Origin of the sequence: Actinocorallia herbida (assembly GCF_003751225.1) — a bacterium.
GTDB classification, from domain to species: Bacteria; Actinomycetota; Actinomycetes; order Streptosporangiales; family Streptosporangiaceae; genus Actinocorallia; species Actinocorallia herbida.
The window spans coordinates 8,615,621-8,640,622 of the sequence record NZ_RJKE01000001.1; the positions used below are offsets into that span (position 1 = coordinate 8,615,621).

Annotated in this window: 23 protein-coding genes, 1 tRNA gene, 1 pseudogene and 1 riboswitch; of the genes and pseudogenes, 9 read left to right on the forward strand and 16 right to left on the reverse strand. The window is 71.0% G+C overall.

What is annotated here, in order from left to right:
* Positions 1 to 332: 332 nt before the first annotated feature.
* On the reverse strand, positions 333 to 1,268 hold the full coding sequence (locus EDD29_RS39035; protein WP_123669201.1) for an NADP-dependent oxidoreductase: 936 nt from the start codon (positions 1,266 to 1,268) through the stop codon (positions 333 to 335).
* A 104-nt stretch (positions 1,269 to 1,372) separates the two neighbouring features.
* On the opposite strand from EDD29_RS39035, the gene EDD29_RS39040 reads away from it, so the two are divergent.
* Positions 1,373 to 1,786 carry a winged helix-turn-helix transcriptional regulator gene (locus EDD29_RS39040; RefSeq protein ID WP_123669202.1) on the forward strand — a complete coding sequence of 138 codons (414 nt, stop codon included), beginning with the start codon at positions 1,373 to 1,375 and terminating at the stop codon, positions 1,784 to 1,786.
* Positions 1,787 to 1,931: 145 nt separating this feature from the next.
* Here the strand turns inward: EDD29_RS39040 and groL are convergent, their stop codons facing one another.
* The 4 genes from groL to thrC all read right to left on the reverse strand — a co-directional run bounded on the left by groL (position 1,932) and on the right by thrC (position 5,833).
* Entirely contained in the window at positions 1,932 to 3,557 is a 1,626-nt protein-coding gene (gene groL / locus EDD29_RS39045) for a chaperonin GroEL (protein WP_123669203.1), read from the reverse strand.
* 294 nt (positions 3,558 to 3,851) lie between these two features.
* Positions 3,852 to 4,052, reverse strand: coding sequence for a cold-shock protein (locus EDD29_RS39050; protein WP_123669204.1), 201 nt, complete (start codon positions 4,050 to 4,052; stop codon positions 3,852 to 3,854).
* 264 nt (positions 4,053 to 4,316) lie between these two features.
* Positions 4,317 to 4,595 (reverse strand): MoaD/ThiS family protein, encoded by a 279-nt coding sequence (locus tag EDD29_RS39055; RefSeq protein ID WP_123669205.1) that lies wholly within the window; start codon positions 4,593 to 4,595, stop codon positions 4,317 to 4,319.
* Positions 4,596 to 4,603: 8 nt separating this feature from the next.
* Positions 4,604 to 5,833, reverse strand: coding sequence for a threonine synthase (gene thrC / locus EDD29_RS39060; RefSeq protein ID WP_123669206.1), 1,230 nt, complete (start codon positions 5,831 to 5,833; stop codon positions 4,604 to 4,606).
* A 16-nt stretch (positions 5,834 to 5,849) separates the two neighbouring features.
* Positions 5,850 to 5,988: riboswitch (SAM riboswitch) on the reverse strand.
* Between the two features lie 184 nt (positions 5,989 to 6,172).
* Here thrC and EDD29_RS39065 point away from each other — a divergent pair.
* Complete coding sequence (locus tag EDD29_RS39065) at positions 6,173 to 7,597, forward strand: alpha,alpha-trehalose-phosphate synthase (UDP-forming) (protein ID WP_123669207.1); 1,425 nt, start codon at positions 6,173 to 6,175, stop codon at positions 7,595 to 7,597.
* 59 nt (positions 7,598 to 7,656) lie between these two features.
* Here the strand turns inward: EDD29_RS39065 and EDD29_RS39070 are convergent, their stop codons facing one another.
* A complete protein-coding gene (locus EDD29_RS39070) occupies positions 7,657 to 8,208 on the reverse strand; it encodes an RNA polymerase sigma factor (protein ID WP_123669208.1) in 552 nt (183 codons plus the stop codon).
* Positions 8,209 to 8,260: 52 nt separating this feature from the next.
* On the opposite strand from EDD29_RS39070, the gene EDD29_RS39075 reads away from it, so the two are divergent.
* Together EDD29_RS39075 and EDD29_RS39080 are read left to right on the forward strand one after the other, a co-directional pair.
* Positions 8,261 to 10,030, forward strand: coding sequence for a serine/threonine-protein kinase (locus EDD29_RS39075; RefSeq protein ID WP_246053232.1), 1,770 nt, complete (start codon positions 8,261 to 8,263; stop codon positions 10,028 to 10,030).
* A 176-nt stretch (positions 10,031 to 10,206) separates the two neighbouring features.
* Positions 10,207 to 10,770, forward strand: coding sequence for a PadR family transcriptional regulator (locus tag EDD29_RS39080; RefSeq protein WP_123669210.1), 564 nt, complete (start codon positions 10,207 to 10,209; stop codon positions 10,768 to 10,770).
* 3 nt (positions 10,771 to 10,773) lie between these two features.
* Here the strand turns inward: EDD29_RS39080 and EDD29_RS39085 are convergent, their stop codons facing one another.
* The 5 genes from EDD29_RS39085 to EDD29_RS39105 form a co-directional block, all read right to left on the reverse strand.
* Positions 10,774 to 12,225 (reverse strand): serine/threonine protein kinase, encoded by a 1,452-nt coding sequence (locus tag EDD29_RS39085; protein WP_170201745.1) that lies wholly within the window; start codon positions 12,223 to 12,225, stop codon positions 10,774 to 10,776.
* An 88-nt stretch (positions 12,226 to 12,313) separates the two neighbouring features.
* Positions 12,314 to 13,891, reverse strand: coding sequence for a serine/threonine protein kinase (locus EDD29_RS39090; protein WP_170201746.1), 1,578 nt, complete (start codon positions 13,889 to 13,891; stop codon positions 12,314 to 12,316).
* Positions 13,892 to 13,964: 73 nt separating this feature from the next.
* Positions 13,965 to 14,732 carry a trehalose-phosphatase gene (gene otsB, locus EDD29_RS39095; protein ID WP_246053233.1) on the reverse strand — a complete coding sequence of 256 codons (768 nt, stop codon included), beginning with the start codon at positions 14,730 to 14,732 and terminating at the stop codon, positions 13,965 to 13,967.
* A 34-nt stretch (positions 14,733 to 14,766) separates the two neighbouring features.
* The gene (locus EDD29_RS39100; RefSeq protein WP_123669214.1) at positions 14,767 to 15,090 is read right to left on the reverse strand and encodes a DUF3263 domain-containing protein; all 324 of its coding nucleotides are present in this window, start codon (positions 15,088 to 15,090) and stop codon (positions 14,767 to 14,769) included.
* Positions 15,091 to 15,330: 240 nt separating this feature from the next.
* Complete coding sequence (locus EDD29_RS39105) at positions 15,331 to 16,890, reverse strand: MDR family MFS transporter (RefSeq protein ID WP_246053234.1); 1,560 nt, start codon at positions 16,888 to 16,890, stop codon at positions 15,331 to 15,333.
* Positions 16,891 to 17,003: 113 nt separating this feature from the next.
* Here EDD29_RS39105 and EDD29_RS39110 point away from each other — a divergent pair, with 113 nt between their 5' ends.
* Entirely contained in the window at positions 17,004 to 17,531 is a 528-nt protein-coding gene (locus tag EDD29_RS39110; RefSeq protein WP_123669215.1) for a MarR family winged helix-turn-helix transcriptional regulator, read from the forward strand.
* 73 nt (positions 17,532 to 17,604) lie between these two features.
* A complete protein-coding gene (mycP, locus tag EDD29_RS39115) occupies positions 17,605 to 18,813 on the forward strand; it encodes a type VII secretion-associated serine protease mycosin (RefSeq protein WP_123669216.1) in 1,209 nt (402 codons plus the stop codon).
* A gap of 34 nt (positions 18,814 to 18,847) precedes the next feature.
* On the opposite strand, the gene EDD29_RS39120 is transcribed toward mycP, so the two are convergent.
* Positions 18,848 to 19,699, reverse strand: coding sequence for an SDR family oxidoreductase (locus EDD29_RS39120; RefSeq protein WP_123669217.1), 852 nt, complete (start codon positions 19,697 to 19,699; stop codon positions 18,848 to 18,850).
* 76 nt (positions 19,700 to 19,775) lie between these two features.
* On the opposite strand from EDD29_RS39120, the gene EDD29_RS39125 reads away from it, so the two are divergent.
* The 3 genes from EDD29_RS39125 to EDD29_RS39135 all read left to right on the forward strand — a co-directional run bounded on the left by EDD29_RS39125 (position 19,776) and on the right by EDD29_RS39135 (position 21,915).
* Entirely contained in the window at positions 19,776 to 20,195 is a 420-nt protein-coding gene (locus EDD29_RS39125) for an Rrf2 family transcriptional regulator (RefSeq protein ID WP_123669218.1), read from the forward strand.
* Between the two features lie 164 nt (positions 20,196 to 20,359).
* Positions 20,360 to 20,746: a DUF7144 family membrane protein gene (locus EDD29_RS39130; protein WP_123669219.1), complete on the forward strand. Its 387-nt coding sequence runs from the start codon at positions 20,360 to 20,362 to the stop codon at positions 20,744 to 20,746.
* 344 nt (positions 20,747 to 21,090) lie between these two features.
* The gene (locus EDD29_RS39135) at positions 21,091 to 21,915 is read left to right on the forward strand and encodes an alpha/beta fold hydrolase (RefSeq protein WP_123670961.1); all 825 of its coding nucleotides are present in this window, start codon (positions 21,091 to 21,093) and stop codon (positions 21,913 to 21,915) included.
* On the opposite strand, the pseudogene EDD29_RS48260 reads toward EDD29_RS39135, so the two are convergent.
* From EDD29_RS48260 to cysS, 4 genes and pseudogenes are all read right to left on the reverse strand, one after another.
* Positions 21,914 to 22,168, reverse strand: a pseudogene (locus EDD29_RS48260) (hypothetical protein); the annotation flags it as partial. The gene EDD29_RS39135 and the pseudogene EDD29_RS48260 overlap by 2 nt on opposite strands.
* Before the next feature lie 185 nt (positions 22,169 to 22,353).
* Positions 22,354 to 22,427 (reverse strand) — tRNA-Thr (locus EDD29_RS39145).
* 24 nt (positions 22,428 to 22,451) lie between these two features.
* Positions 22,452 to 23,396, reverse strand: a complete 945-nt coding sequence (gene rlmB / locus EDD29_RS39150; RefSeq protein ID WP_123669220.1) for a 23S rRNA (guanosine(2251)-2'-O)-methyltransferase RlmB — start codon at positions 23,394 to 23,396, stop codon at positions 22,452 to 22,454.
* An 89-nt stretch (positions 23,397 to 23,485) separates the two neighbouring features.
* Positions 23,486 to 24,880, reverse strand: coding sequence for a cysteine--tRNA ligase (gene cysS / locus EDD29_RS39155; protein WP_123669221.1), 1,395 nt, complete (start codon positions 24,878 to 24,880; stop codon positions 23,486 to 23,488).
* Positions 24,881 to 25,002 lie beyond the last annotated feature (122 nt).

Consider the following 25,002-nt stretch of genomic DNA (forward strand, 5'->3'; position numbering starts at 1 on the left):
CAAACTTCGTCCCGATCTGTCGCTTTCGGCCACGGCGAACCGCGCCCTCAAGCGGGTGGATCTCAGAGGATTCCCCGCGATCGGCCGCCCCTCGGTCTCCCTCGTTGCGGCCCGCTCTCAGCGGGGCGAAGCAAACGTTATGCCCCCTCCGCCTGATCGTCAAACCGGCCCGCAGGAAAAGTTCAACGGAAGTCCCCTCACCCGCTCAGCCCCTCCCGTGCTCCCGTGCTCCCGTGCTCCCCGAGAGGATCGGGGCGGACCCCGGCACCGCCCGGCCAGGGCCCGCTCCGTCCTCCCCGCCAGGAGCGGGGCGGGCCGCCCGGGTCGTTCGGTCAGGGCACGAGGACGACCTTGCCGGTGACGTGGCCTGCTGCGACCGTCTCGTAGGCCTTGGCCGCGTCCGCCAGGGGGAAGGCCGCCTCGACGTGGACGCGGAGCGCGCCATCCGACGCGAGCGCCGTCAGGTGGCCCAGGTCATGGGCGGAGGGCCGGACGTCGACGCCGGCCAGGCGGATCCCCCGAGCAGCGGCCTCCTCCTGAGTGAGCCCGAGGAAGGCGGGCAGCGCGCCGACGAGAACGCCGCCCGCGCGCAGGACGCCCGCCGACCGCGGGCCGTTGTCGTGGCCGACAAGGTCGAAGACGACGTCGAGGCCGGCGAGCACCTCGGTGTAGTCCGTCGCCTGGTAGTCGATCACTTCGTCGGCGCCGAGCGCGCGCACGAGGTCGTGCTTGCCTGCGGAGGCCGTCCCGACCACCCAGGCTCCCCTGCTCTTGGCGAGCTGCACCGCGAGGTGGCCGACGCCGCCCGCGGCCCTGTGCACGAGCACCCGCTGACCCGGACGCACCTCGGCGATGCCGATCAGCGCCTGGTAGGCGGTGAGCCCCACGAGCGGCAGCGCCCCCGCCTCCTCCACCGCGAGCCCCTTCGGGATGGGGATGAGCTCGTTCGCCGACGCCAGGACGTACTCGGCGTGGGCCGCGGCCTCCGCCGGGAAGGCCGGCAGGCCGAGGACGCGGTCGCCCGGCCGGAACGCCGAGACGCCCGACCCGACGGCCGCGACGGTCCCGGCCACGTCCCAGCCCGCAGTGAAGGGCGGGTCGCCGAGCAGCGGGTAGTGCCCGGCGCTGACGGCGACGTCCACCGGGTTGACGCCCGCGGCCGCGACCTCGATGAGGACCTGGCCGGGGCCGGGCTCCGGACGGGCGGCCTCGGTGATCCGCAGGACCTCGGCCGGTGTGCCGAACGCGTCCTGGACGAGCTTGCGCATGGGTGCTCCTGTCGTCTTCGGGAGGCTTCCCCCCGGGTGCCTCCATCCTCACCGCGACAGGTATCCCCTTGAAAGAAGGCACCTTTGAGATATATAGGTACCTCATGGATACCAAGCCTGAGCAGGTCCGCTACGACGCGAACGCCTATCTGGCTCAGTGCGCGTCGCGGACAGTCCTCATCGCCCTCGCCGACAAGTGGACGTGCCTGCTCGTCGACGCGCTCAAGGACGGCCCGGTCCGCTTCGGCGAGCTCCGGCGCCGGATCGGCGGCATCACCCAGAAGAGCCTCACCTCGACCCTGCGCACCATGGAACGCGATGGCGTGGTCCTGCGGACCGTCTATCCGACGATCCCCCCGAAAGTCGAATACGAGCTCACTCCGCTCGGCCGGAGCGTCATCACCCTGATGAGCGGAATCAAGTCCTGGGCCGAATTCCATGTCGACGAGATCCTGACCGCCCGAGCCGACTACGACCTGCGGGCCACGCTCGAACCGCAGCCCGTCAGGAGCCCGTGACCGGGCCTTCCCCCATCACGCGACGTTCTTCGAATTCTCCCGGGGGAGAGCCTCCCGCGGCTCTTCCCGAAAAGGGAGACGGCATGCCGAAAGGGCGGCCCCGAGAGGGACCGCCCTTTCTTTGCCTCCGTGGCGCGCGGACTTCTTAGAAGTCCATGCCTCCGCCGTCGGGCATACCGGCCGGGGCCGGGTTCTTCTCGGGCTTCTCGGCGATGACGGCCTCGGTGGTGAGGAACAGGGCCGCGATGGACGCCGCGTTCTGCAGCGCCGAGCGGGTGACCTTCGCCGGGTCGATGATGCCGGAGGCGAACATGTCGACGTACTCGCCGGTGGCGGCGTTCAGGCCCTGGCCCGCGGGCAGGTTGCGGACCTTCTCCACCACGACGCCGCCCTCAAGGCCGGCGTTGACGGCGATCTGCTTGATCGGCTCCTCGAGCGCCTTCTTGACGATCGCGGCACCGGTGGCCTCGTCGCCCGTCAGGTCGAGCTTGTCGAACGCGCTGACCGACGCCTGCAGCAGCGCCACGCCACCGCCGGGGACGATGCCCTCTTCGACGGCCGCCTTCGCGTTGCGAACGGCGTCCTCGATGCGGTGCTTGCGCTCCTTGAGCTCCACCTCGGTGGCGGCGCCGGCCTTGATGACCGCGACACCGCCCGCGAGCTTGGCCAGGCGCTCCTGGAGCTTCTCGCGGTCGTAGTCGGAGTCGGTGTTGTCGATCTCCAGGCGGATCTGGTTGACCCGGCCCTGGATCTCGGTCGCGTCGCCCGCGCCCTCGACGATGGTGGTCTCGTCCTTGGTGATGACGACCTTGCGGGCGCGGCCCAGCTGGTCGAGGGTCACCGAGTCGAGCTTGAGGCCGACCTCTTCGGTGATGACCTGGCCGCCGGTCAGCACGGCGATGTCGCCGAGCATGGCCTTGCGGCGGTCACCGAAGCCCGGCGCCTTGACGGCGACGGACTTGAAGATGCCGCGGATCTTGTTGACGACCAGCGTGGCCAGGGCCTCGCCGTCGACGTCCTCGGCGATGATCAGCAGCGGCTTGCCGGCCTGCATGACCTGCTCGAGCACCGGCAGCAGGTCCTTGTTGGAGGAGGCCTTGCCGCCGACGATGAGGATGTACGGGTCGTCGAGCGACGCCTCCATCCGCTCGGGGTCGGTCACGAAGTAGGGCGAGATGTAGCCCTTGTCGAAGCGCATGCCCTCGGTGAGCTCGAGCTCCAGCCCGAAGGCGTTGCTCTCCTCGACCGTGATGACGCCTTCCTTGCCGACCTTGTCCATCGCCTCGGCGATGAGCGTGCCGATCTCGGTGTCGGCGGCGGAGATGGAGGCGGTGGAGGCGATCTGCTCCTTCGTCTCGATCTCCTTGGACAGCTGGGAGAGCTGCTCGGAGACGGCGGCGACGGCGGCCTCGATGCCCTTCTTCAGGGACATCGGGTTCGCGCCGGCGGCGACGTTGCGCAGACCCTCGCGCACGAGCGCCTGGGCCAGGACGGTGGCGGTGGTGGTGCCGTCACCCGCGACGTCGTCGGTCTTCTTGGCGACCTCCTTGACGAGCTCGGCCCCGATCTTCTCCCACGGGTCTTCGAGCTCGATCTCCTTGGCGATGGAGACACCGTCGTTGGTGATCGTGGGGGCGCCCCACTTCTTCTCCAGCACGACGTTGCGGCCCTTCGGGCCAAGCGTCACCTTGACGGCGTCTGCGAGCTGGTTCATGCCACGCTCGAGACCGCGCCGGGCCTCCTCGTCGAACGCGATCATCTTGGCAGCCATCGGCTCCAGATCCTCCTCAGTAGTGGATGCGGAACATGGCGGATCGGGTGGATGCCCGCGACGGACGACCTCACCCTGCGGACGGCCCCATGCGTGCCACCCGAGAGCCAGACCTCATCGTCCCGACCCTGAAGCTTGTGGTTGTCACTCTCACCCAGAGAGTGCCAGAACACTGTTTAGCACTCTACCCTGGAGAGTGCAAGCCGCATCCACCCTGACCAGCGGTCTAACAGAAAGACCCGCGCGCCCCGGGGAGGGGCGGCGGGTCCGTGCGTGCGGTCCGGATCGGAGGGATCAGAGGGATCGGACGAGGTCGGCCTGCGGCCCCCGGTCGGATTGGGTGATCTCGAACTCGACCCGCTGTCCCTGCTCGAGGGTGCGGTAGCCGTCCATCTGGATGGAGCTGTGGTGGACGAACACGTCACGGCCGCCGTCGACGGCGATGAATCCGTATCCCTTGTCCGCGTTGAACCACTTCACGGTGCCCTGCGCCATGCTTGAACCCTGACTCGAGCCGCGGCCCCCCTGGACCGCGGAACGGCCGGGGAATCCACCTCGGACTCCCCGATCCCCATTCGAGACCCCCCGGATATCCGGGCGTGATGGAGATGGCAACGGAACATACCTGGCTGTATCAGACAGAGGGAATGTCCCGGCCGGGTGTGGCCACCATTATCGAACCGCCCCAGAACATGAAAGGGCTTTCCCATTCTGACGGGAAAGCCCTTTCTGTAAAGTCGCTGTGTCGGGCGCTCGCGGCTAGCAGCCTCCGGCGACGGCCGGGATGATCGACACCTGGACGCCCGCGGGGGTCGCGGTGTCCAGGCCCTGCTCGAACCTGACGTCCTCGTCGCCGACGTAGACGTTGACGAAACGGCGCAGTTTGCCGGTGTCGTCCAGCACACGCGCGGCGATGCCCGTGTAGTTCGCCTCGAGGTCGGCGATGACCTCGCGGAGGGTCTCCCCGGTCGCCTTGACCTCGGCCTCGCCGCCCGTGTAGGTGCGGAGGATCGTGGGAATGCGGACGGAAACACTCATATCTAGATTCAGACCAATCCGGTAGCGCGGAACGCCTCGATCGAGGGCGCGATGTTGGCGGACGGCTTGGCGACCGGGGCCACCGCGTCCAGGGTCTTCAGGCCTTCGCCCGAGTTGATGATGACCGTCTCCAGCGACGGGTCGAGCTGCCCGCTGTCGATGAGCTTCTTCAGCACGCCGACGGTCACGCCGCCCGCGGTCTCGGCGAAGATGCCCTCGGTCCTGGCCAGCAGCCGGATCGCGTCGACGACCTCGGTGTCGGTGACGTCCTCGATCGCGCCACCGGTGCGGCGGACCGCGTCGAGGACGTAGGGGCCGTCGGCCGGGTTGCCGATCGCCAGGGACTTGGCGATGGTGTTCGGCTTGACCGGGCGGATGACGTCCTGGCCCGCCTTGTACGCGGCGGACACCGGGCTGCACCCCTCGGCCTGGGCGCCGTAGACCTTGTAGGGCCGGTCCTCGACGAGGCCGAGCTTGATCAGCTCCTGGAAGGCCTTGTCGATCTTCGTCAGCTGGGAGCCGGACGCGATCGGGACGACGATCTGGTCGGGCAGCCGCCAGCCGAGCTGCTCGGCGATCTCGTAGCCGAGGGTCTTGGAGCCCTCGGCGTAGTACGGCCGGACGTTGACGTTGACGAACGCCCAGTCTTCCTGCTCGCCGGCCAGTTCCGAGGCCAGACGGTTGACGTCGTCGTAGTTGCCGTCCACGGTCACGAACGTGCCGTCGTACACGGCGGTGGTGATGATCTTCTGCTGCTCCAGGTCCGACGGCACGAAGACCGCGCTGCGGATGCCCGCGCGGGCCGCCGCGGCGGCGACGGCGTTGGCCAGGTTGCCGGTGGACGGGCAGGCCAGCACCTTGAAGCCGAGTTCGCGGGCGGCGGCCAGGGCCACGCCGACCACGCGGTCCTTGAAGGAGTGGGTGGGGTTGCCGCTGTCGTCCTTGACCCACAGCGCGCTCAGGCCGAGCGCGGAAGCGAGCTGGTCGGCCTTCACCAGACGGGTGAAGCCGGGCTCGAGGTTGGGGATCTCGGCGACGTTCGGGGGGACCGGCAGCAGGTCCTTGTAACGCCAGATGTTGTGGGGTCCCGCTTCGATGGACTCCCGCGTCACGCCCTTGACGTCGTAGGAGACCTCGAGCGGGCCGAAACACTCGGCACAGGCGTAGTACGGGCCGAGTTCGACGGAGTTGCCGCATTCGCGGCAGGTGAGCGCGGTGGCGTTACCCAGGTTGGGCATGATGTGCGAGGCCTCTCCCTCATCTTTACCTGCGCCGATCTGGTCGCAGGCCGGAGTTGGCACCTGTTCCGGGAGCGCGCGCAAGGTCAGCGCGGATCGCCGGAAGGGTTGCCGGGGCTTCGCAGGGCCGGTCCCTCCACCCCTCTGGATGAGCGCCCGTCAGAAAACGACGGGCGTGTATGAAGTTGTGTCCCGACTTTACCTCAGGTGTCCGATCGGCCGCACGGCCGGGGCGGCCACCTGGTTGGACCGTGCCCGAGTGTGAGTTGCGCCACTGCCGGGCAGGTCAGGGCCGACCTTGACCGGGGCCGCCCCGATGTGCCGTGCGACACTTCGTGCATGCAGGTACTCGTCGCCAGCAACCGCGGTCCCGTCTCCTTCGGCCGCGCCGAGGACGGCACCCTGACCATGCGCCGGGGAGGGGGCGGCCTCGTCTCCGGGCTCGCCTCGGTCGCCGCCGGAACCGATCTCCTCTGGGTGTGCGCGGCGCTCTCGGACGCCGACCGCACGGCGGCCCGGCAGGACCCCGAAGGACGCCTCGACAAGGCGGGCCACGACACGGGGGCGGTGAGGATGCTCGACATCCCCGAGCAGACCTTCCACCGGGCCTACAACTCCATCGCCAACTCCACCCTGTGGTTCGTCCACCACCTTCTCTACGCGACCCCGACCGCCCCGCACTTCGACGCCACCTTCCGGCGCGACTGGCAGGCCTACTCCGCCTACAACGCCGCCTTCGCCGGGGCGCTGGGGCAGGACGCGGAGCCGGGCGCGAAGGTCGTCGTGCAGGACTACCACCTGTCTCTGGTGCCGGGGATGCTCCGCGAGGCCCGGCCCGACCTTCGGATCGCGCACTTCTCGCACACCCCCTGGGCGCCGCCCGCCTACTTCCGGCTGCTGCCGGACGACATCGGCATCGCCATCCTGGAGGGCATGCTCGGCGCCGACCATCTCGGCTTCCTGTGCGAGCGCTGGGCCGAGGCGTTCCTCGCCTGCTGCGACGAGATCCTCGGCGCGCGGATCGACCCCGTCGCCGGCACCGTGACGTACCGGGGGCGGACGACCCGCGTCGGCGTCCACGCCCTGGGCGTGGACGGTCCCGAGCTGCGCGAGCGGGCCGGGCAGGCCGACGTGGCCGAGCGGATCGCGGGCCTGCGCGAACAGGTCGGCGACCGGCAGCTCATCCTGCGGATCGACCGCACCGAGCTGTCGAAGAACATCGTCAGGGGCCTCGCCGCCTACTGGGAGCTGCTCCTCAACCATCCCGAGTGGCGCGGCCGGGTCGTCCACCTGGCGTTCGCCTACCCGTCGCGGACGGATCTGCCGGAGTACCGCGCCTACACCGCGGCGGTCGAGCGGCTGGCCGCCGAGATCAACGACGAGTTCGGCACCGAAGACTGGACCCCGCTGATCCTCCAGGTGAAGGACGACTACGCAAGGTCGCTGGCGGCCTACCAGCTCGCCGACGTGCTCGTGGTGAACCCGATCCGCGACGGCATGAACCTCGTCGCCAAGGAGGGTCCCGTCCTATCGGAGAAGGGCTGCGCGCTGGTCCTGTCCCGCGAGGCCGGCGCCGCGGCGGAGCTCTCCGACGACGCGCTGGTGGTCAACCCGTTCGACGTCTCGCAGACCGCCGAGACCCTCAACCAGGCCCTCCTGCTGAGCGGCGACGACCGCCGCAACCGCACCAAGCGCCTCGCCGACGCCGCGACCGCCCTGCCTCCCGGCCGCTGGTTCGCGGAACAGCTCGCCGCCCTGGACTGAAGAAAGAACGCCTAGGGGCCGCCCGCGTACGGGCGGCCCCTAGGCGTCTGCCGGCCTTGTCAGGAGTAAGACTCGCCCAGGGTGGCGCGGACCTGCTTGCGGGCCTCGTGGATACGGGACTTCACGGTGCCGAGGGGCAGGTTGAGCTGCGCCGCGATCTCGCTGTACTCCAACTGGGAGACGTCCCGCAGCACCAGGGCCTGGATGAGGTCGGGCTTCTTGGCCTCCAGCTCCTCCATCGCCTCCAGGATGTCCACCCGGGATCCGGCGATGACGCTGGTGCGCCGCGGGTCCGGCCGCTGTGACGGAAGCTCGCCCGCCTGCTCGACCGAGCGGCGCTTGAGCGACCGGTAGGTCGACCTGGCGGAGTTGGCCACGACCACATGCAGCCAGGTGGAGAACCGCGAGCGGCCCTCGAACCTGTGGATGTTGCGCGCCACCTGGAGCAGCGCGTCCTGGCACGCCTCTTCCGCGTCCTGCCTGCACGGGAGGAATCTGCCCGTATGCCGCAGGACATCGCTTTGGATTAGACCGAGGAGATCGTTGAGCGCACCCTGGTCTCCCTGGGCGGCCTTCAAGGCCAGCTCTTCGGTTCGTTCGTTGAACGCCATCCGCTTCCGCTCCCCTTCATGACCGCTCAAAGGGCATGATATCGGGGTGTCCATGCCTTCAGCCGTCGGCCGTTACCGAATCGATCGAGTCCTCGGACAGGGGGCGTTCGCCTCCGTCTGGCTCGGCCTGGACGACGACCTGAACGACCAGGTCGCCATCAAGGTCCTGTCCGGGGCTCTCCTTGACGATCTGGACGTGCGCAACCGCTTCCTGGAAGAGGCCCGTATCCTGCGGCGGGCCGACTCCGAGCGGCTCGTCCGGGTGCACGAGTTCGGCGAGCTGCCTGACGGCCGCCCGTACTTCGTCATGTCCTTCGCCGACCGCGGATCGCTGTCGGACCGGATGAAGCAGGGCGGTCCACTTCCGGTCAGCACCGCCCTGGCCTACATCGAGGACATCTCCCACGGCGTCGAGGTGATCAACGAACTGGGCGTCATCCACCGCGACCTGAAGCCGTCGAACATCCTCTTCCAGACGACCAAGGACGGGCAGGGCGAGCGCCTGCTCATCGCCGACCTCGGTCTGGCGAAGGCGCTGGCGCACGCGTCGGGGGCGTTCACGCTCCCGGTCGGCACCCCCGGCTACATGTCGCCCGAGCAGGCCCGCTTCGGCGGCGGCCTCGACGTGCGGGCGGACGTCTACGGTGTGGGCGCTCTGAGCTACCACCTGCTGGCCGGAAGGGCGCCGGGCCCGGCGCCGGTCAAGGTGCCGCCGAGCGCGCACAACCCGGCGGTCACGCCCGAGATCGACGCCGTGGTGCTCAAGGCGCTGGAGGCCGACCGCGAGCTGCGCTGGCCGACCGCCGACGCGTACGCGAAGGCGATCGCGGCGCTGCGCCGCGGCGAGGCGCCCCTGTCGGCCGCGCCGCGCCCCGTGCCGCCCGCCGCGCGCACTTCCCCCGACCTGCCGAGTTTCGAGCCTTACGGCAGCCCTCAGCCCCCGCAGGAACCGTCCGGGCAGCCGCGGTACCGGCCCGAGGCCCCTTCCGACGCCGAGACCCAGGCCGTCCGGTACCCCGAGGGCGACGACGCGACGGTCCTCGACCACGATCCGATGCTCGACCGGCGGCCCCAGCCCCCGCGCGACACCCCTTTCGGCGACACCCCCTTCGGCAGGCAGCACCCGCAGGGCCCGCCGCCCCCTCCGCACGGCGGCTTCACCCCCGGGCGGCCCGCCGCGCCCGTCCCCCCGGCCGCGGCCTCCGCGCCCCGTCCGCCCCGGCAGCGGCTGCTGCTCCCCGCGGTGATCACCGCGGGCGTGCTGGTGCTCGGCGCGGTCGCCACCGTGCTGTTCCGGCTCGGCGGCGGCGAACCCGAGCCGAAGCCGACCCCGACGGTCGCGCTCGTCCCGCTGGCCGACCCGAGCCGGAAGATCCAGGTGAGCGTGCCGGCCGAGTGGACGCAGGACACCGGGGAGTCCATCTGGAACCCCTCGGCCAACGCCGGGGTGGACGACGCCGCCGATCGGCCGGTGCTGCGCGCGACCACGAACAAGGACGACTTCCGGCCCGCCGACGCCAAGTCCCCCGGCGTCTTCGTCGGCCTCACCACGGCGCTGACGCTGCCCCCCAAGGGAGAGTCCGACCACACGGCGCCCGAAGACGGCGGCTGCGTCAAGGGCGAGGCCCGCTCGCTCAAGATCGGCGATCTCGGCGCGACGATCACCCCGTGGACGCAGTGCAAGACCGGTGTCCCGTCGATCACCGAGGTCGGCGTGGTGAAGGAGGACAAGACCTTCGGCGCCTGGGTCCGGATCAAGCAGGCCGCGGGCCCCGACATCAGCGACCAGATCCTGCGGACGTTGAAGCTCCAGGCCCCCTAGCCCACTCGGACCCCGACGTACCGGGCCGCCCGTCACCTGCGACGGGCGGCCTTCTTCATGCCCTCGTTCCCCCTCCCCGGGGAGGACTCCGCGCCGACGACTTGCCAACGACACGCTTCCGATATATCGTTGAGCCATCGACAAACAGTCGAGACACTTACCGGAAGGAAGCGATCATGTATCGCCATCACGAAGAGAACATGGGTCCGCGGCGAGGCCGCGGCAGGCGCGGCGACTTCGGCCCCTGGGGCCCCGGCGGCGGCGGCCCCCGCGGAGGCGGACTCGGCGGCCCCGGCGGCAGGCGCGGACGCGCCCGTCGCGGCAACGTCAAGGCGGCGCTGCTGGCCCTCCTCGCCGAGCGCCCCATGCACGGCTACGAGATGATCAGCGAGCTGGAGAACAGGACGGGCGGCATCTGGCGGCCCAGCCCCGGCTCGGTCTACCCCACCCTCCAGCTCCTGGAGGAAGAGGGCCTGGTCACCAGCGCCGAGCAGGAAGGCAAGCGCCTTTTCACCATCACCGAGCAGGGCGCGACCACCGCGGCCGCCGACCCGGAGCCCTGGCGCGCCGTCGCCGACGCCGCGGGGGACTCCGCGGTCAAGGCACGCGAATCGGTCCACCAGCTCGCCGTGGCGCTCAAGCAGGTCATGATGGCCGGCACCGAGGAGCAGCAGGCCCGCTCCCTGGAGATCGTCGGGGACGCCAAGCGCAAGCTCTACGGCATCCTCGCCGAGAGCTGACGGCTACGTCCCGAAGGGCAGCGCGATGGCCTGCTGGGTGAACCTCGGATCGAGCACGTACAACCCGAGATCGGCCTGGCCGAGCTCGGCCTCCACCCGATCGGTGGTGGAGATCCGCAGCACGTATGCGGCGCGGGGCGGCATCGTCAAGGTGCCGTCCCGCAGTCTCGGCGGCGGCGAACCGGCCACCGCCTCACGCACCACGGTGCCCGTGCGCAGCGCGCACATCGCCAGGACCGGCTCGCACCCCGCCCGCACGCCCTCGGGCAGCGCGGCCTTGCGGATGAGCAGCTCGCCCGGCGTCTCCAGGTCGATCGGCGCACCCGAGGTGTTGACGATCTCGTAGTCGGCGAAGGCCCTGCCGTCGGCGGTCCCGCCCTTCAGCGCCTTGACGCGATAGGCGCCGCCGAGGTCGAGCCGGCGATCCGCCGTGGCCGCGGCCACCTGCGCCACGACAGGTTCCGTGCGGTTCTCGTTCCACTTCACCACGGCGCCGCCCACCACGAGCGGCACCACCACCGACGCCGCCAGCAGCAGCGGGCGCAGCGGGGTCACCTGCACCCCGGCGAGCCCCAGATACGGCTGCACCGGCTCGATCGCCGGACGCGGAGGCTTCGCCGGAGCCTGCACGACCGAGAGCGACGGCCACGACCTCGCCGAAGGCGCCGTCGTCCCCGTCAGTTCCAGCAGCAGCTGCTGCGCGGACGGCCTTCGCCTCGGTTCCTTCGCGAGACTGTCTTCCACGAGCTGTCCAAGCCGTCCGTCGAGCCCGCCCAGCGAAGGCGGCTCGGTGAGGACCCTGGTGACGACGTCCTGGATCGACCCCTCGCCGAACGGAGGGCGTCCCGCCGCGGCGTAGACCATGAGGCAGCCCCACGCCCACACGTCGGCGGCCGAATCCGTCTCCCGGCCCGAGACCTGCTCGGGCGCGCGGAACGACGGGCCGCCGAGCACGCCCCGGACGCCGCCGCCCTCCAGCGCGGCCCCGTAGCCGAAGTCGATGACGCGCGGGCCGCCCGAATCCAGCAGCACGTTGCCCGGCCGCAGATCCCGGTGGATCACCCCGGCCCGGTGCATCGCCCACAGCGCCCCGGCCACGCCGATGGCGAGCCTGTCGAGCGGCGGGCCGACGCGCGGGCCCGCGCCCTCCACCACGTCGCTCAGCGAGAGGCCGTGCACGAACTCCGACGCCACCCATGGGGCGCCCCGCTCGATGCCCGCGCCCAGCAGCCGGGCGACGCACGGGTCGTCCACCCGCTGCGCGGCCGACAGATCCTGGGCGAACCTGGCGCGCAGCCGGTGGTTGCCGCCGAATCTCGCGTGCAGCAGCTTCACCGCGGCCAGGTCGCCGTCGCGGTCGCCGAGGTAGACCACCCCCTGCGCGCCGCGCCCGAGCCGGGCGGTCAAGCGATAGGGGCCGATCTGTTCCGGATCGCCCGCCTGGAGGTCTTCCATGCCGGGAATCCTGGCCCCTCGCGGAGGCGTGTAACCGAGCTCTCGTGGCCGGTTGCGGCCATTCCCGGCGCGGCGGGGTGGCGCCGGGCTATCCGGGGAACTCAATGTGCCGTGCCTTCCGGTCCTGGAAGAACCGGACCTCCCAGACATAGATCCCGAGGTCAGCGGCCTTGACGTCGCCCGGCACCGGGTCCTTCGTCCGGATCCGCAGCAGGTAGGACGCTCCCGCGGCCATGTACTCGTCGCCGTCGACCATCAGGGGGGCGTCCGAGCCGTCGAGGAGCGCCTTCACCGTCGTCTCGTTCTCCACGGTGCAGCGGCTGGACGGCGCGCCCGCCTGCTCCATGCACGCCACGCCCTTCGGCGCCTTCGACCGCTCGATGAACAGGTCGCCCGGGAACTCCAGCGGCACCGGCTGCTCCTGGGTGTTGGCGATGAGGTAGTCGGCGTAGGCGTACTTCTTGCCGCCCACCTCCTCGGTGCCGCCGCCCACCCCCGCGATCGTGTACGTGTAGTCGTCGGTGCTGCGCAGCTCCAGCGCCGGACCCGTCGGCGGGCGCACCTGCGAGGTGGCCCCGCCCGTCGCCATCACCGACGGGCTCGGCGGTTCGAGGTCCTTCTGGGTGCCGCCGCCGGACAGCAGCACGACCGCGGCCACCGCCATCGCGGCGACCGCCATGACCCCGCCGACGATGCCGTAGCGCACCGAGTTCTTGCGACGTGCCGCCGCGCGCTCGATCGCCCGCAGTTCGAGGCGCGAGGCCGTCGGGTTGGAGTGGCTCGACATCGAGGCCCGCTCGCGGGACGGCGGGCGCGGCGCGGCGGGTGCGGCCGGGAACGGATCGTCGGAGCGCCCGGTGCCGATGAGATCGAAGAGCAGCTGCTCGGCGGTCGGCCGCGCCGCGGGGTCCTTGGCCAGGCACGCCTCGGCGAGCTCGCGCAGGCCGCCGGTGAGCGCGCCGAGATCGGGCTCGGTGTGCAGGATCCGGTTGATCACCACCGAGATCGAGTCGTTGCCGAACGGCGGCTCCCCGCAGGAGGCGTACACCAGCGTCGACGCCCAGGCGAACACGTCGACCGGGCGGTCGACGGGCGCGCGGGCGAACTGCTCGGGCGCCATGTAGGCGGGCGTGCCGAGGGGACCGCCGGTGGAGACCGACGCCGTCGTGAGGTCGAGCGCGCGGGCGACGCCGAAGTCGATGACCCGCGGCCCGTCCGGACCGAGGATCACGTTCGACGGCTTGAAGTCGCGGTGCACGACGCCGGCCTTGTGGATGGCGACCAGGGCCGTCGCGGTGCCGATCGCCAGCCGGTTGAGCTGCGACCCCGCGCGCGGACCCCATTCCTCGACCGTCCGCTTCAGCGACAGGCCGTGGATGTACTCGCTGGCGATGTAGGGCACGTCACCCTCGACATCGGCGGTGAGGATGCGCGCGGTGCAGAAGGGGTCGACCTTCTGCGCGGACTCGAGTTCGTGCGCGAACGCGGCGCGCGCCCGGTTGTCCCCGCTGAACCTGGTGTGCAGGCGCTTGACCGCGACCTGCTCCCCGGACGTCGCCGTGGCCAGGTAGACGACGCCTTGGCCGCCTTCCCCCAGCCGTCCGACGAGGCGGTAGGGGCCGAGCTGCACGGGGTCGCCGGGCCTCAGCGATTGCGCCTCGGGCATGACCGATCCCCTCATCGTGATCCACAGGTGGGTTGGGCGAAAACCCTAGAACCACGACGAGCCTAAGGCCAGTTTATGAAATTTCTTCGCAAAGCTCCGCCAAGAGGGCCACGACCCCGGCGGGGCCGTCCACCACCACGTCGGCCTGTTCGGCCAGGGCGGCGACCTCCGCGGAGCCGCTGCACACCTTGACCGCGGGGAGGCCCAGCGCGTCGGCGGCGGCGAAGGCGGCGAGGTCGCCCAGGTCGTCGCCCGCGACCAGCACCGAGCCCGCGCCGACCTCTTCGGCGAACGAGGTCAGCGCCTTGCCTTTGTCCATGCCCGGCGGGCGCAGCTCAAGGACCAGCCTTCCCGGCTCGATCGCCAGGCCCGTCTTCTCCGCCAGCGCCTCAAGGATCGACCGCAGCCTCTCCAGCGCCACCTCGGGCTCCGCCGCGCGCCGCGTGTGAACGGCCAGGGCATGTCCCTTGTCTTCGAGGCTGACGCCCTCGGGCGCCTTCGCCAGCAGCAGCGGGAGCTTCGCCCGCGCCTCGGCCACTCCGGGGTGCTCCGGTGGGGTCTGAAGGCTCCCGGCCGACCACCGCTCCAGGCCGTACTGGCCGAGCACGGTCAGGTTCGGGACGTCGGCGAGGCCGCCGTACTCCACGGCGAGCAGGGCGGGCCTGCCGGTGATGATGACGATCGCGCGCACCTTGGGCGCGAGCGCGCGCAGCACCGGCGCGGTCTCCGGGAGCGCGCGGGCCTGCGTCGGATCGGGGACGATGGGGGCGAGCGTGCCGTCGAAGTCGAGCGCGACGAGGGCTTCGCCGGGGGCTTTGAGGAGCGGGGCGAGTACGGTCACCCCGCCAGTCTTGCAGAGCCCGCCGCCCCCGTCGTCACGGATTGAATCCGTACCTGCGCGCAGCGCGCTGGCGCTGCCGCTGGGCGCGGATCCGGCGCAGCCGCTTGACCAGCATCGGATCGTGCACCAGCGCCTGTGGCCGGTCGATCAGGAGGTTGAGCAGCTGGTAGTAGCGGGTCGCGGACATGTCGAAGGTCTCGCGGATCGCCTGCTCCTTGGCGCCCGCGTGCTTCCACCATTGGCGTTCGAAGGCCAGGATCCGGCGGTCGCGGTCGGACAGCAGTCCGTCGGGGAAGGCGCGCAGGTCGTCCGGGTCGCGCACACCGGGTTCCTCGTCGGGGACGTCGGGCACAGTCATCAGGTCCCTTTCGATGGATTCTGATCCCGGCTGTCCGGGTTAGGCGGGACCTCACTCTAGCGGGGTCCACCCGGGCATGGCGGCCATTCTGGCCGTCCCTCTACGCGGTTATCGGCACGCGGATATCTGCTTTTCCTTCCTTCTCTCCGGTCCCGGTGACATCTTCCGTCCCAGGGTGCCCATCCCCGTTCCGACCTGCGACGATACCTCTGATGACCGGCTCGTCCCGGGCCTTTTCGCTCAGTTTCCCGGCACCTCCTGCGGATCGCGTCCGCCAGGGCCGGCGGGCTTTGCCCCGGCGGCTCCCGCGGGGTGTGCGCCGCGCAGTGGCAGTTCCTTGATCAAGAACGTCGTCAGGAAGGCGACGAGCATGAACGGCACCGCGTAGCGGAAGACCGCCGTGAGCGAGTCCTGGAAGGACAGCAGCACCGCGTCCCGCACCGGCCCCGGCAGCGCGTCGATGGCCTTGCGGGAGATCGAGGAGGTCTCCGGGGCCTCCTGGCCGGGCAGCCGCGCGGCGAGCTCGCCCGCGAGCCTGTGGTTGAAGATCGCGCCGAAGACCGCGACGCCGAAGGACGCGCCGACCTGGCGGGCGAAGGTGACCGTCGAGGTCCCGCTGCCGAGGTCGCGGAGGTCGATGACGTTCTGGACGGCCAGGACCACGGTCTGCATGACCAGCCCGAGCCCGAGGCCGAGGATCACCATGAACACCGCGGAGGTCGCCTTGGCGGTGCCGAGGTCCATCGTGGACAGCAGGAACAGCCCGAGCGCGGCGACGACGGTGCCCGCGATCGGAAAGACCTTGTACCTGCCGGTGCGCGTGGTGAGGCGGCCCGCGGTGATCGACGACGCCAGCAGGCCCACCATCATCGGCAGCGTCAGCAGTCCCGAGTTCGTCGCCGACACCCCGCTCACCAGCTGCAGGAACAGCGGGAGGAACGCGATGCACCCGAACATCGCGAACCCGGTGAAGAAGCTCGCGACGCAGGCACCGGAGAAGGTCCGCATGCCGAACAGCCGCAGTGGGATCACCGGCTCCGCGGCCCTGCGCTCGACGAGCAGGAACAGCGCGAGCAGCACCGCGCCGCCCGCGCCGAGGCCGAGGACGACCGGTGACGCCCAGGCGTACTCCGTCCCGCCCCAGCTCGTGCACAGCACCACGCAGGTGACCGCGCCCGCCAGCAGCGCCGCACCGGCGTAGTCGATCTTCGGCTTGCGCGCCGCGGGGCGCGGCAGCCGCAGCCCGAGCACCGCGACGGCCAGCGCCACCGCGCCGAGCGGAAGGTTGATGTAGAAGATCCAGCGCCAGGTCAGATGGTCGGTGAAGAACCCGCCGATCAGCGGGCCGACGATCGAGGCGATCCCGAACATCGCGCCGAACAGGCCCTGGTACCGGCCGCGCTCGCGGGGCGGCACCACCTCGGCGACGATGGCGATCGCGCTCAGCATCAGCCCGCCGCCGCCGAGCCCCTGCACGGCCCGGAACGCGATGAGCTGGGTCATCGACTGGGCCGCGCCGCACAGCACCGAGCCGAGGAGGAAGACGACGATCACGAAGACCAGGACGGGCTTGCGGCCGTAGAGGTCGCCGAGCTTGCCGTACAGCGGCATCGCCACGGTCGAGGCGAGCAGGTACGCGGTGACGACCCAGGAGATGTGCTCAAGGCCGTCGAGCTCGCCGACGATGGTCGGCAGGGCGGTGGAGACGATCATCTGGTCGAGCGCGGCGAGGAACGTGCCGAGCATGAGGCCCGCGAGGATGATCCGGATCTGGCGCTTGCTGAAACGGGGGGATTCCACAAGGCTCCTTCACGGTGACGTGAGACCGTGTGCACCATACATTTTTCCTTCCGGCCGCCGGTGCTCCTCGGACAGACGGCGTGGATCCTTGCGAACCACACGAAAGGGATGTGATGGAGACCGTGGCCCACGATCCCCTCCTCACCCAGATCGGCACGTCGCTGTTCCGGCTGCGCCGGGTGTGGGCGCGTCCCGACCTCATGAAGAAGGTCGGCGCGCAGCACTCGGGCACCCGGCCGCTCCAGCTCTCCAACCTCATGGTGGTGAGCGCCGTCGGCAGGCTCGGCGAGGCGGGCGGCGAGGTGACCATCGGCGCCGTCGCCGAACGGCTGGAGGTCGACCCCTCGACCGCGTCCCGGCTGGTCGGGCACGCCATCGACGCCGGCTTCGTCTCGCGCCGGGCCTCGGCGTCCGACGCCAGACGGGCCGACCTGCGGCTGACCGAGGCCGGACGGCGCGTGCTCGACTCCGCGGAAAGGCACCGTGCCGCCTATCTCGCCGAGATCATGCGCACGTGGCCGGAATCAGACAGGGTGGAGTTCGCCCGGCTGCTCACCGCCTTCGCCGACGCCATCTCCGGCGACCCGATGGACCCGTCCCGGATCTCCGAGATCTTCACCGAAGCGGAGAGCGTTGAGTGACCACCATTTCACCCTGAGTCGCCGACCTTGCCGTGGCACAATGTCCCGGTCCGCAACGTAAAGGAGAACGGGCATGCGGCTGCGCGCGCTGTCGGTCGGCCTCGCCCTGTTCCTCACCGCGCCCGGCGCGCTCACCCCGCTGCCCGCGCACGCCGACGAGATCCGCGACCGGCAGTGGGTGCTGGGCAAGCTCGGACTCCCCAAGGCGTGGAAGCTCACCAAGGGCGACCGCGTCACCGTGGCCGTCCTCGACACCGGCGTCGACCCCGGTCATCCCGACCTCGTCGGCAAGGTGACCACCGGTCCCGACTACACCGGCCACAGCACCACGGCCGACAGCCCGTACTGGGCGCTGCACGGCACCGCGATGGCCGGCATCATCGCCGGCCGCGGGCACGGCAAGGGCCGCTCGTCCGGGGTGAAGGGCGTCGCGCCCGGCGCCGACCTCCTCTCGATCAAGGTGACGTGGGAGAACAAGGACCCCGCCCGCGACCGGCAGAAGAACCGCGACCTCAACAAGGACGCCATGGCCAAGGCGATCCGGTACGCGGTCGACCACGGCGCCGACGTCATCAACATGTCGCTCGGCGGCGGCAAGGCCGACTACACCGGCAGCGAGACCGAGATGGACGCCGTCGACTACGCGCTGTCCAAGGGGGTCGTCCTCATCGCGTCGATGGGCAACGACGGGGCGGGGCAGAACCGGCGCAACTTCCCCGCGGCCTATGAGGGCGTCATCGCGGTCGGCGCCGTCGACCGCTCCTACCAGCCCTGGTCCGACAGCAACCACAACCCGTGGATCAGCCTCGCCGCACCCGGCGTCGGCATCGTCACCACCCAGCCGGAGAACGCCTACGCCACCGACGACGGCACCAGCGCGTCCGCGGCGATCGTGGCGGGCGTCGCGGCGCTGCTGCGCTCCCGTTTCCCCGAACTGACGCCCGCGCAGATCCGCGCGGCGCTGGAGGAGGGCACCACCCGCAAGCCGAAGACCGGACGCGACGACCGGGTCGGCGCGGGCGTCGTGCACGCGTGGAAGGCGGTGCGCGCCGCCCAGCGGACGGCGAAGGCCACGGGGTCGCTCATCGTCCCCCTGGGCGGGCAGGATCCGGCCGACCCCGCCGTCGCGGAGCAGATCGCCGCCGACACCGCGCCCTCGGCCGACAGCCACACCGCGGGCTCCCCCGCCCTCGGCTTCGCCATCCTCGCCATCGGCGGCCTCTTCGTCATCGCCGGCCTCGCCATCGCCTGGCGCACCCGCAGGCCCCGCCCCGCCGCCTGACGGCGCGACTCCCCGGGACGGGGCGCCTACGGCGTCAGAGGGCGGCGCGCAGTGCCTCGGCGAACGGCGTGGGCGCGCGGCCCAGGAGGTCGGCGAGGTCGGTGGAGTCGGTGTAGAGCTCGCCGCGCGCCTGGCCGTCGTCCAGGGAGGCGACGAAGGCGGCGGTCGCCCCGTCGAGGCCCGCGCCCTTCAGCACCTCGGTGAGCTCGGCGGGGGTGACGTTCCGGTGGGCGACCTCGGTGCCCGAGGCGTCGGACAGGGCCCTGGCGAACTCCGAGAGCGTGAACGGGGCGCCGCCCAGTTCGTAGATGACGTTCTGGGGATCGCCCGTCAGCGCGGCGGCGGCCGCCTCGGCGTAGTCGGCGCGGGTGGCGGTCGACGCGGGACGGTTCGCGGTGGCGTCCACGATCTCCCCGGTCTTCAGCGCCGCGGGGATCTTGGCGAGGTAGACCTCGGTGTAGAAGCTGTTGCGCAGGAGGACGTAAGGCAGGCCGGAGTCCCGGATCGCGTCCTCGGTCGCCAGGTGGTCGGGGGCCAGCGACAGCTCGGTCGAACCGGCACGGAGCACGCTCGTGTACGCGATCCGGCTTACGCCCGCGTCCTTGGCCGCCGCGATGACGTTCCGGTGCCCCTGGACCCTCGTGCCGAGTTCGTTGCCGGAGACGAGGAGCAGCCTGTCGACGCCGGCGAGGGCGCTCGCCAGGGTCTCGGGCCTGCCATAGTCGCCTTCGCGCACGGTGACCCCGAGCGCCTCGAGCTCGGCGGCCTTCGCGGGCGTCCGCGCGATCGCCACGACGTCCGCCGGAGGCACCCCGCGGCCCAGCAGCGCACGCACGACCAGCTGTCCGAGATGCCCGGTGGCCCCGGTGACGCCATAAGTGGTCATGAAAGATCCCTTTTCTGTAACTGGCCTGGTGACGTTTCATACTGTATCAGCGGTGGTTACGGATACAATGTCGGACATGGCGCAGGCGACGAACACCCAGTTCTCCGTCGCGGTCCACCTGGCGACCCTTCTCGCGGGCCGCCCCGGCGAGCTCGTCGACTCCGGTGAACTCGCCGTCAGCCCCGCGACCAACCCCGTCCACGTGCGGCGCGTCCTCGGCAGGCTCCGCGCGGCGGGCCTCGTGCACTCCCACGCCGGACCCCGGGGCGGCTGGGCCCTCTCCCGCCCGCCCGAGACGCTCACCCTGGCCGACATCTGGACCGCCGTGAACGCCGACGACCCCGTCCTCGGCGTCCACCTCCCCAACCCCGCGTGCCCCGTCGGCCGCACCGTGACCGCCAACCTCCACGCCCAGGACGCCCTCGCCCGCGAGGCGGTCCTCACCTCCCTGGCGCGGACCACCATCGCCGACCTCCTGGCCCCCGCCGCCCTCTGAGCCGTCGGCGCGGCCCTCCAATTCCCGGCAAAGCCGACGTCACAGTTGACCTTTGCCGACATTCCGGGCGATCAAATCGGGGAATCTCTGCTGTGCCGCAGGATCGCCGGGCCGCCGACCGGCCCGGGACAGGTGCTCCGCGGCTCGGCAGCCCGGAGGCGCGCATGAACACCAAGCAGACCACCGCGACGGGATTCGTCCTCTTCGCCGCGATCCTGATGATCCTCAGCGGGGTCTGGGGCGCCATCGTCGGCCTCGCGGCCATCATCAAGCGAGAGTTCTTCGTCGTCGCCCCGAACTACGTCTACGAATTCAGCATCACCGGCTGGGGCTGGATCCACCTGCTCCTCGGCATCGTGCTCATCGCCGTCGCGGTGGCCCTCATCGCCGGCCGGTCCTGGGCCCGCTGGCCCGTCATCGTCCTCGCCTCCATCCAGGCCATCGCCCAGTTCGCCTTCCTCCCGTACTACCCCTGGTGGTCCATCCTCATCATCGTCCTGGACATCGTCATCATCTGGGCCCTCCTGGCCTGGCGCCCCGAATCCCTCTGACGGCATGGTGACCATTGACGGTCGCGGGAATTGCGCCACCGGGGCTATATATCGCAAAGTAGGAGAAATAGCCTGCTCAACCGAGCACTGCCCACACCCGGGCGAATAAGGACGGCCCGCACAGGCGCATGGAAGCTATCGTGACCCGCGTGACCGACGGGGCGCGCGGTCGGACAGCACGAGAACACCTCGCAGATAGTACGAATACCACCACCACCTGTCACATCATCGAAGGCAGGGGCTAGCGCGGGAGGCAAAGGGTGACGTTGCTGGTGGGCGCTCCCGGCGGAGGCAAACTCGTCGTCGACTGCCTGGGCCCCCGGGACGGCACACCCGTCTTCCTGATGCACGGCACCCCGGGCAGCCGCAGCGGCCCGCTCCCGCGCGGCATCGTCCTGCACCGGCTCGGCGTCCGCCTCCTCAGCTACGACCGGCCCGGATACGGGGATTCGGCCCGCCGGCCCGGCCGGTGCGTCCGGCACGCCGCCGACGACGTGCGGGCGATCGCCGACCACCTCGGATACGAGCGGTTCTCCGTCGTCGGCAGATCCGGCGGCGGTCCGCACGCCCTCGCCTGCGCCGCCCTCCTGCCCGACCGGGTCACCATGGCCGCCGTCCTGGTGACGGTCGCGCCCCCCGACAGCAAGGGGCTCGACTGGTACGGCGGCATGGGCGAGCTGAACAGGCGGGAGTACTCCGGCATCGACCTCGACCCGGCGGGCGGACTCGGCGAGATCATCCGCAAGGCCGACGAGATCAAGAAGGACCCGGAATCCCTGCTGCGCATGCTGGGCGGCGACCTTTCCTCGGGGGACCTCCGCATCGTCGAGGACGTCGAGATCCGCGAACAGCTCATCCGCACCTACGGCGAGGCGCTCAAGTACGGCGCCGACGGCTGGGTGGACGACGTGCTCGCCCTCCGCCGCCCCTGGGGCTTCGACCCCTCCCAGATCCAGGTCCCGACCCTCCTGTGGCACGGGTCGCAGGACCGGTTCTCACCCGTCGACCACACCCGCTGGCTCGCCGCCCGGATCCCCGCCGCGGAGACGTACGTCGAGCGCGGCGCCACCCACTTCGGCGCCGTCGAGGGTCGAGCAGCACGCCGTCGGCGTCGGCGGCGCCCGCGAACGGCGGGACCCGCATCATGTACTTCCACACGAGCGTCTTGATCGACTCGGCGGAGGCCCTGCCGTCGTACCACCGCCGATGGGACCTCCCCGCGGCGAGCAGGTACCCGCCGAGGCTCCCGACGCAGAAGCACACCGCCGTCAGCAGATCCGCCGCGCTGTGCCACGACGGCCCGCCGGGCCCGCCGAAGAGCTCGAACAGCCCCACCCCCAGCGACGCCCCGAACAGCAACCGCGTCTGCCGCGTCACCCGCCGCTGGCCGAGCGCCGACGCGTCCGACGCCACCCGGTACACCTCAGGAAGATCGCCTCGTCCAAATTCGTTCAAAGCCCCCCCAAACCCACCAAAAACCCTAACCCGCCACCCTCCCGACAACTAGGCCACAAGACACGCTCCCGGCGGGCCCGCCACCGCCCCCCGAACAGCCGAAAGCCCCCGAAAAGCCGAAAGGCCCTCCGCAGCCGGAGGGCCTTGACCGGAGCCCCGTATCGGATTCGAACCGATGACCTGCTGTTTACAAGACAGCTGCTCTGGCCGGCTGAGCTAACGAGGCGTTGTGGGGGGCATCTTAGCCGAATCAGGTGTGGCGCTGGCGAGCGATCTCGTAGAGGGCGATGCCTGCGGCTACGCCGGCGTTGAGGGACTCGGCGTGGCCGAACATGGGGATGTGGGCGAGGATGTCGCAGCTGTCGCCGACGAGGCGGCCCAGGCCCTTGCCCTCGGAGCCGACGACGAGGACGAACGGGCCGTCGGCGGCGGGGAGGTCGGTGATAGAGGAGCCGCCGTGGGCGTCGAGGCCCGCGACGAAGCAGCCTGCCTCCTGGTAGGCCTTGAGCTGGCGGGTGAGGTTGGTGCAGCGGGCGACCGGGGTGGTGGCCAGGGTGCCGGCGCTGGTCTTCCAGGCGCCCGCGTTGATCCCGGCGCTGCGCCGCTCGGGCAGCAGGATGCCGCTCGCGCCGAACGCGGTGGCCGAGCGGACGATCGCACCCAGGTTGCGGGCGTCGGTGATGCCGTCCAGGGCGACGATCAGCGGGGCGGTGCCCTGCAGCAGCTCGTCGGGGTGGGCGTAGCGGTAGGGCTTCACCTGGAAGGCGAGACCCTGGTGGACGGCCCGGTCGGTGAGGCGGTCGAGCTCGGGCTTGCCGCACTCGATCAGCGGGATGCCGCGGTCGGCCGCGATCTTGACGGCCTCGCGGACCCGGTCGTCGCTGTCGGGCATGTAGTACAGGGTGGTGCCGGGCACGCCCTCGCGCAGCGCCTCGAGCACGGGGTTGCGGCCGTGCACGAGCTCAGGCGCGTCGGGACGGCGCGCGGCGACCGGGCGGCTCTGGGCCGCGGCCGCGCCGCCCTGCCGGGTCTGCTGGCCCGTGGCGGGACGTCCGCCCGGCTTACGCGGACCGAACGTCTTGGTGCCGGTGCGGGAAGAGCTCTTGGCGTTGCGCGCCTTGACGCGCTTGCCGTGCCAATGCCTGTCCTCGGCCTTGGCGGTGACGCTCGGGCCCTTCTTGCCCTTCTTGGTCATCCTCGGCTGCCCTTCCCACAGAAAACAAAACCACGTGAACCACAAGCGTAAGCGACCCGAAGCATCGCTCCGGGCCGCCTGTGGAAAACTCAGCCCCGCCTGATGTCGTAGCGGGGGCCCTGCGGGGTGTCCTCGACCACGATCCCGGCCTCGGCGAGACCGTCGCGGATCGCGTCGGCGGCGGCCCAGTCCTTGCGGCCGCGGGCCGCCTGGCGCTGGCCCAGCACCACCCGCACGAGCGCGTCGACGACCGGGCGCAGATCGGCGGCGTCGGAGGCGACGCTCCACTCCAGCGGGTCGATCCCGAGGACCGAGGCCATCGCGCGCACTTCGGCGGCGGCCTCCCGCGCGGCCTCGCCGTCGCCGGACGCCAGCGCGCTGTTGCCCGCCCGGACGGTCTCGTGCAGGACGGCCAGCGCCTGCGGGACGCCCAGGTCGTCGTCCATCGCCCCGACGAACGCCGCGGGGAGGTCGGCGGAGATCTTGACGTCGCCGAAGGTCTCCGCGGCCCGGACGAGGAAGCCCTCGATCCGCTGGTAGGCCAGGGCCGCGTCGTCGAGCGCGCCGGGGGTGAAGTCGATCGTGGAGCGGTAGTGCGCCGAGACGAGGAAGTACCTGGCCTCGACGGCCCTGACCTGACCGAGCAGATCGTCCAGGTACACCACGTTCCCGATGGACTTGCTCATCTTCTCCCGGTCGATCGTGAGCAGACCGTTGTGCATCCAGTACCGCGCGAACCCGTCGCCCGCGGCCTGAGCCTGGGCGATCTCGTTCTCGTGGTGCGGGAAGACCAGGTCCATGCCGCCGCCGTGGATGTCGAACGTCTCGCCGAGGTACTTGGTCGCCATGGCCGAGCACTCCAGGTGCCAGCCGGGACGGCCGGGGCCCCACGGCGTCTCCCAGGACGGCTCGCCGGGTTTGGCGCCCTTCCACAGGGCGAAGTCCCGGGCGTCGTGCTTGAGCTCCTCGTTCGGGGTGTCCCCCGCCGAGCGCATGTTCTCCAGCTTCTGGTTGGACAGGCGCCCGTAGTGGTCCGCCCAGGACTTGACGTCGAAGTAGACGTCGTCGCCGACGTTGTAGGCGTGCCCGCGCTCGATGAGCCGCCGCATGAGGACGATCATCTCCGGGACGTGCCCGGTGGCGCGCGGCTCGATGGTCGGCGGAAGGCAGCCGAGCGTCTCGTAGCCCTTGCCGAAGATCCGCTGGTTGCCCTCGGCCACGGCGAACCAGGGCCGTCCGGACTGCTCGGCGACGGCCAGGATCTTGTCGTCGATGTCGGTGACGTTCCGGACGAAGGTGACCTCGTAGCCCGAGCGGATCAGCCAGCGGACGAGCTGGTCGTAGATCACGCCGGAGCGCAGGTGGCCGATGTGCGGGGCGGCCTGCGGTGTGGCCCCGCAGACGTACAGCCCGACCCGGCCCGGCGTCAGGGGCTCGAACTCGCGGACGGCACGCGTGCTGGTGTCATAAAGGCGCAGGCTCACGGAAGTCAAGGCTACTAGGGAAAGGCCTCGCGCAGAGGCCGCGGGCGCAGATGCGCCATCAGGGGTCGCGCGGGGCGGCGCGCCGGGTCAAGATTGTCTCTCACTCCGTCTTCCCCCCGAGG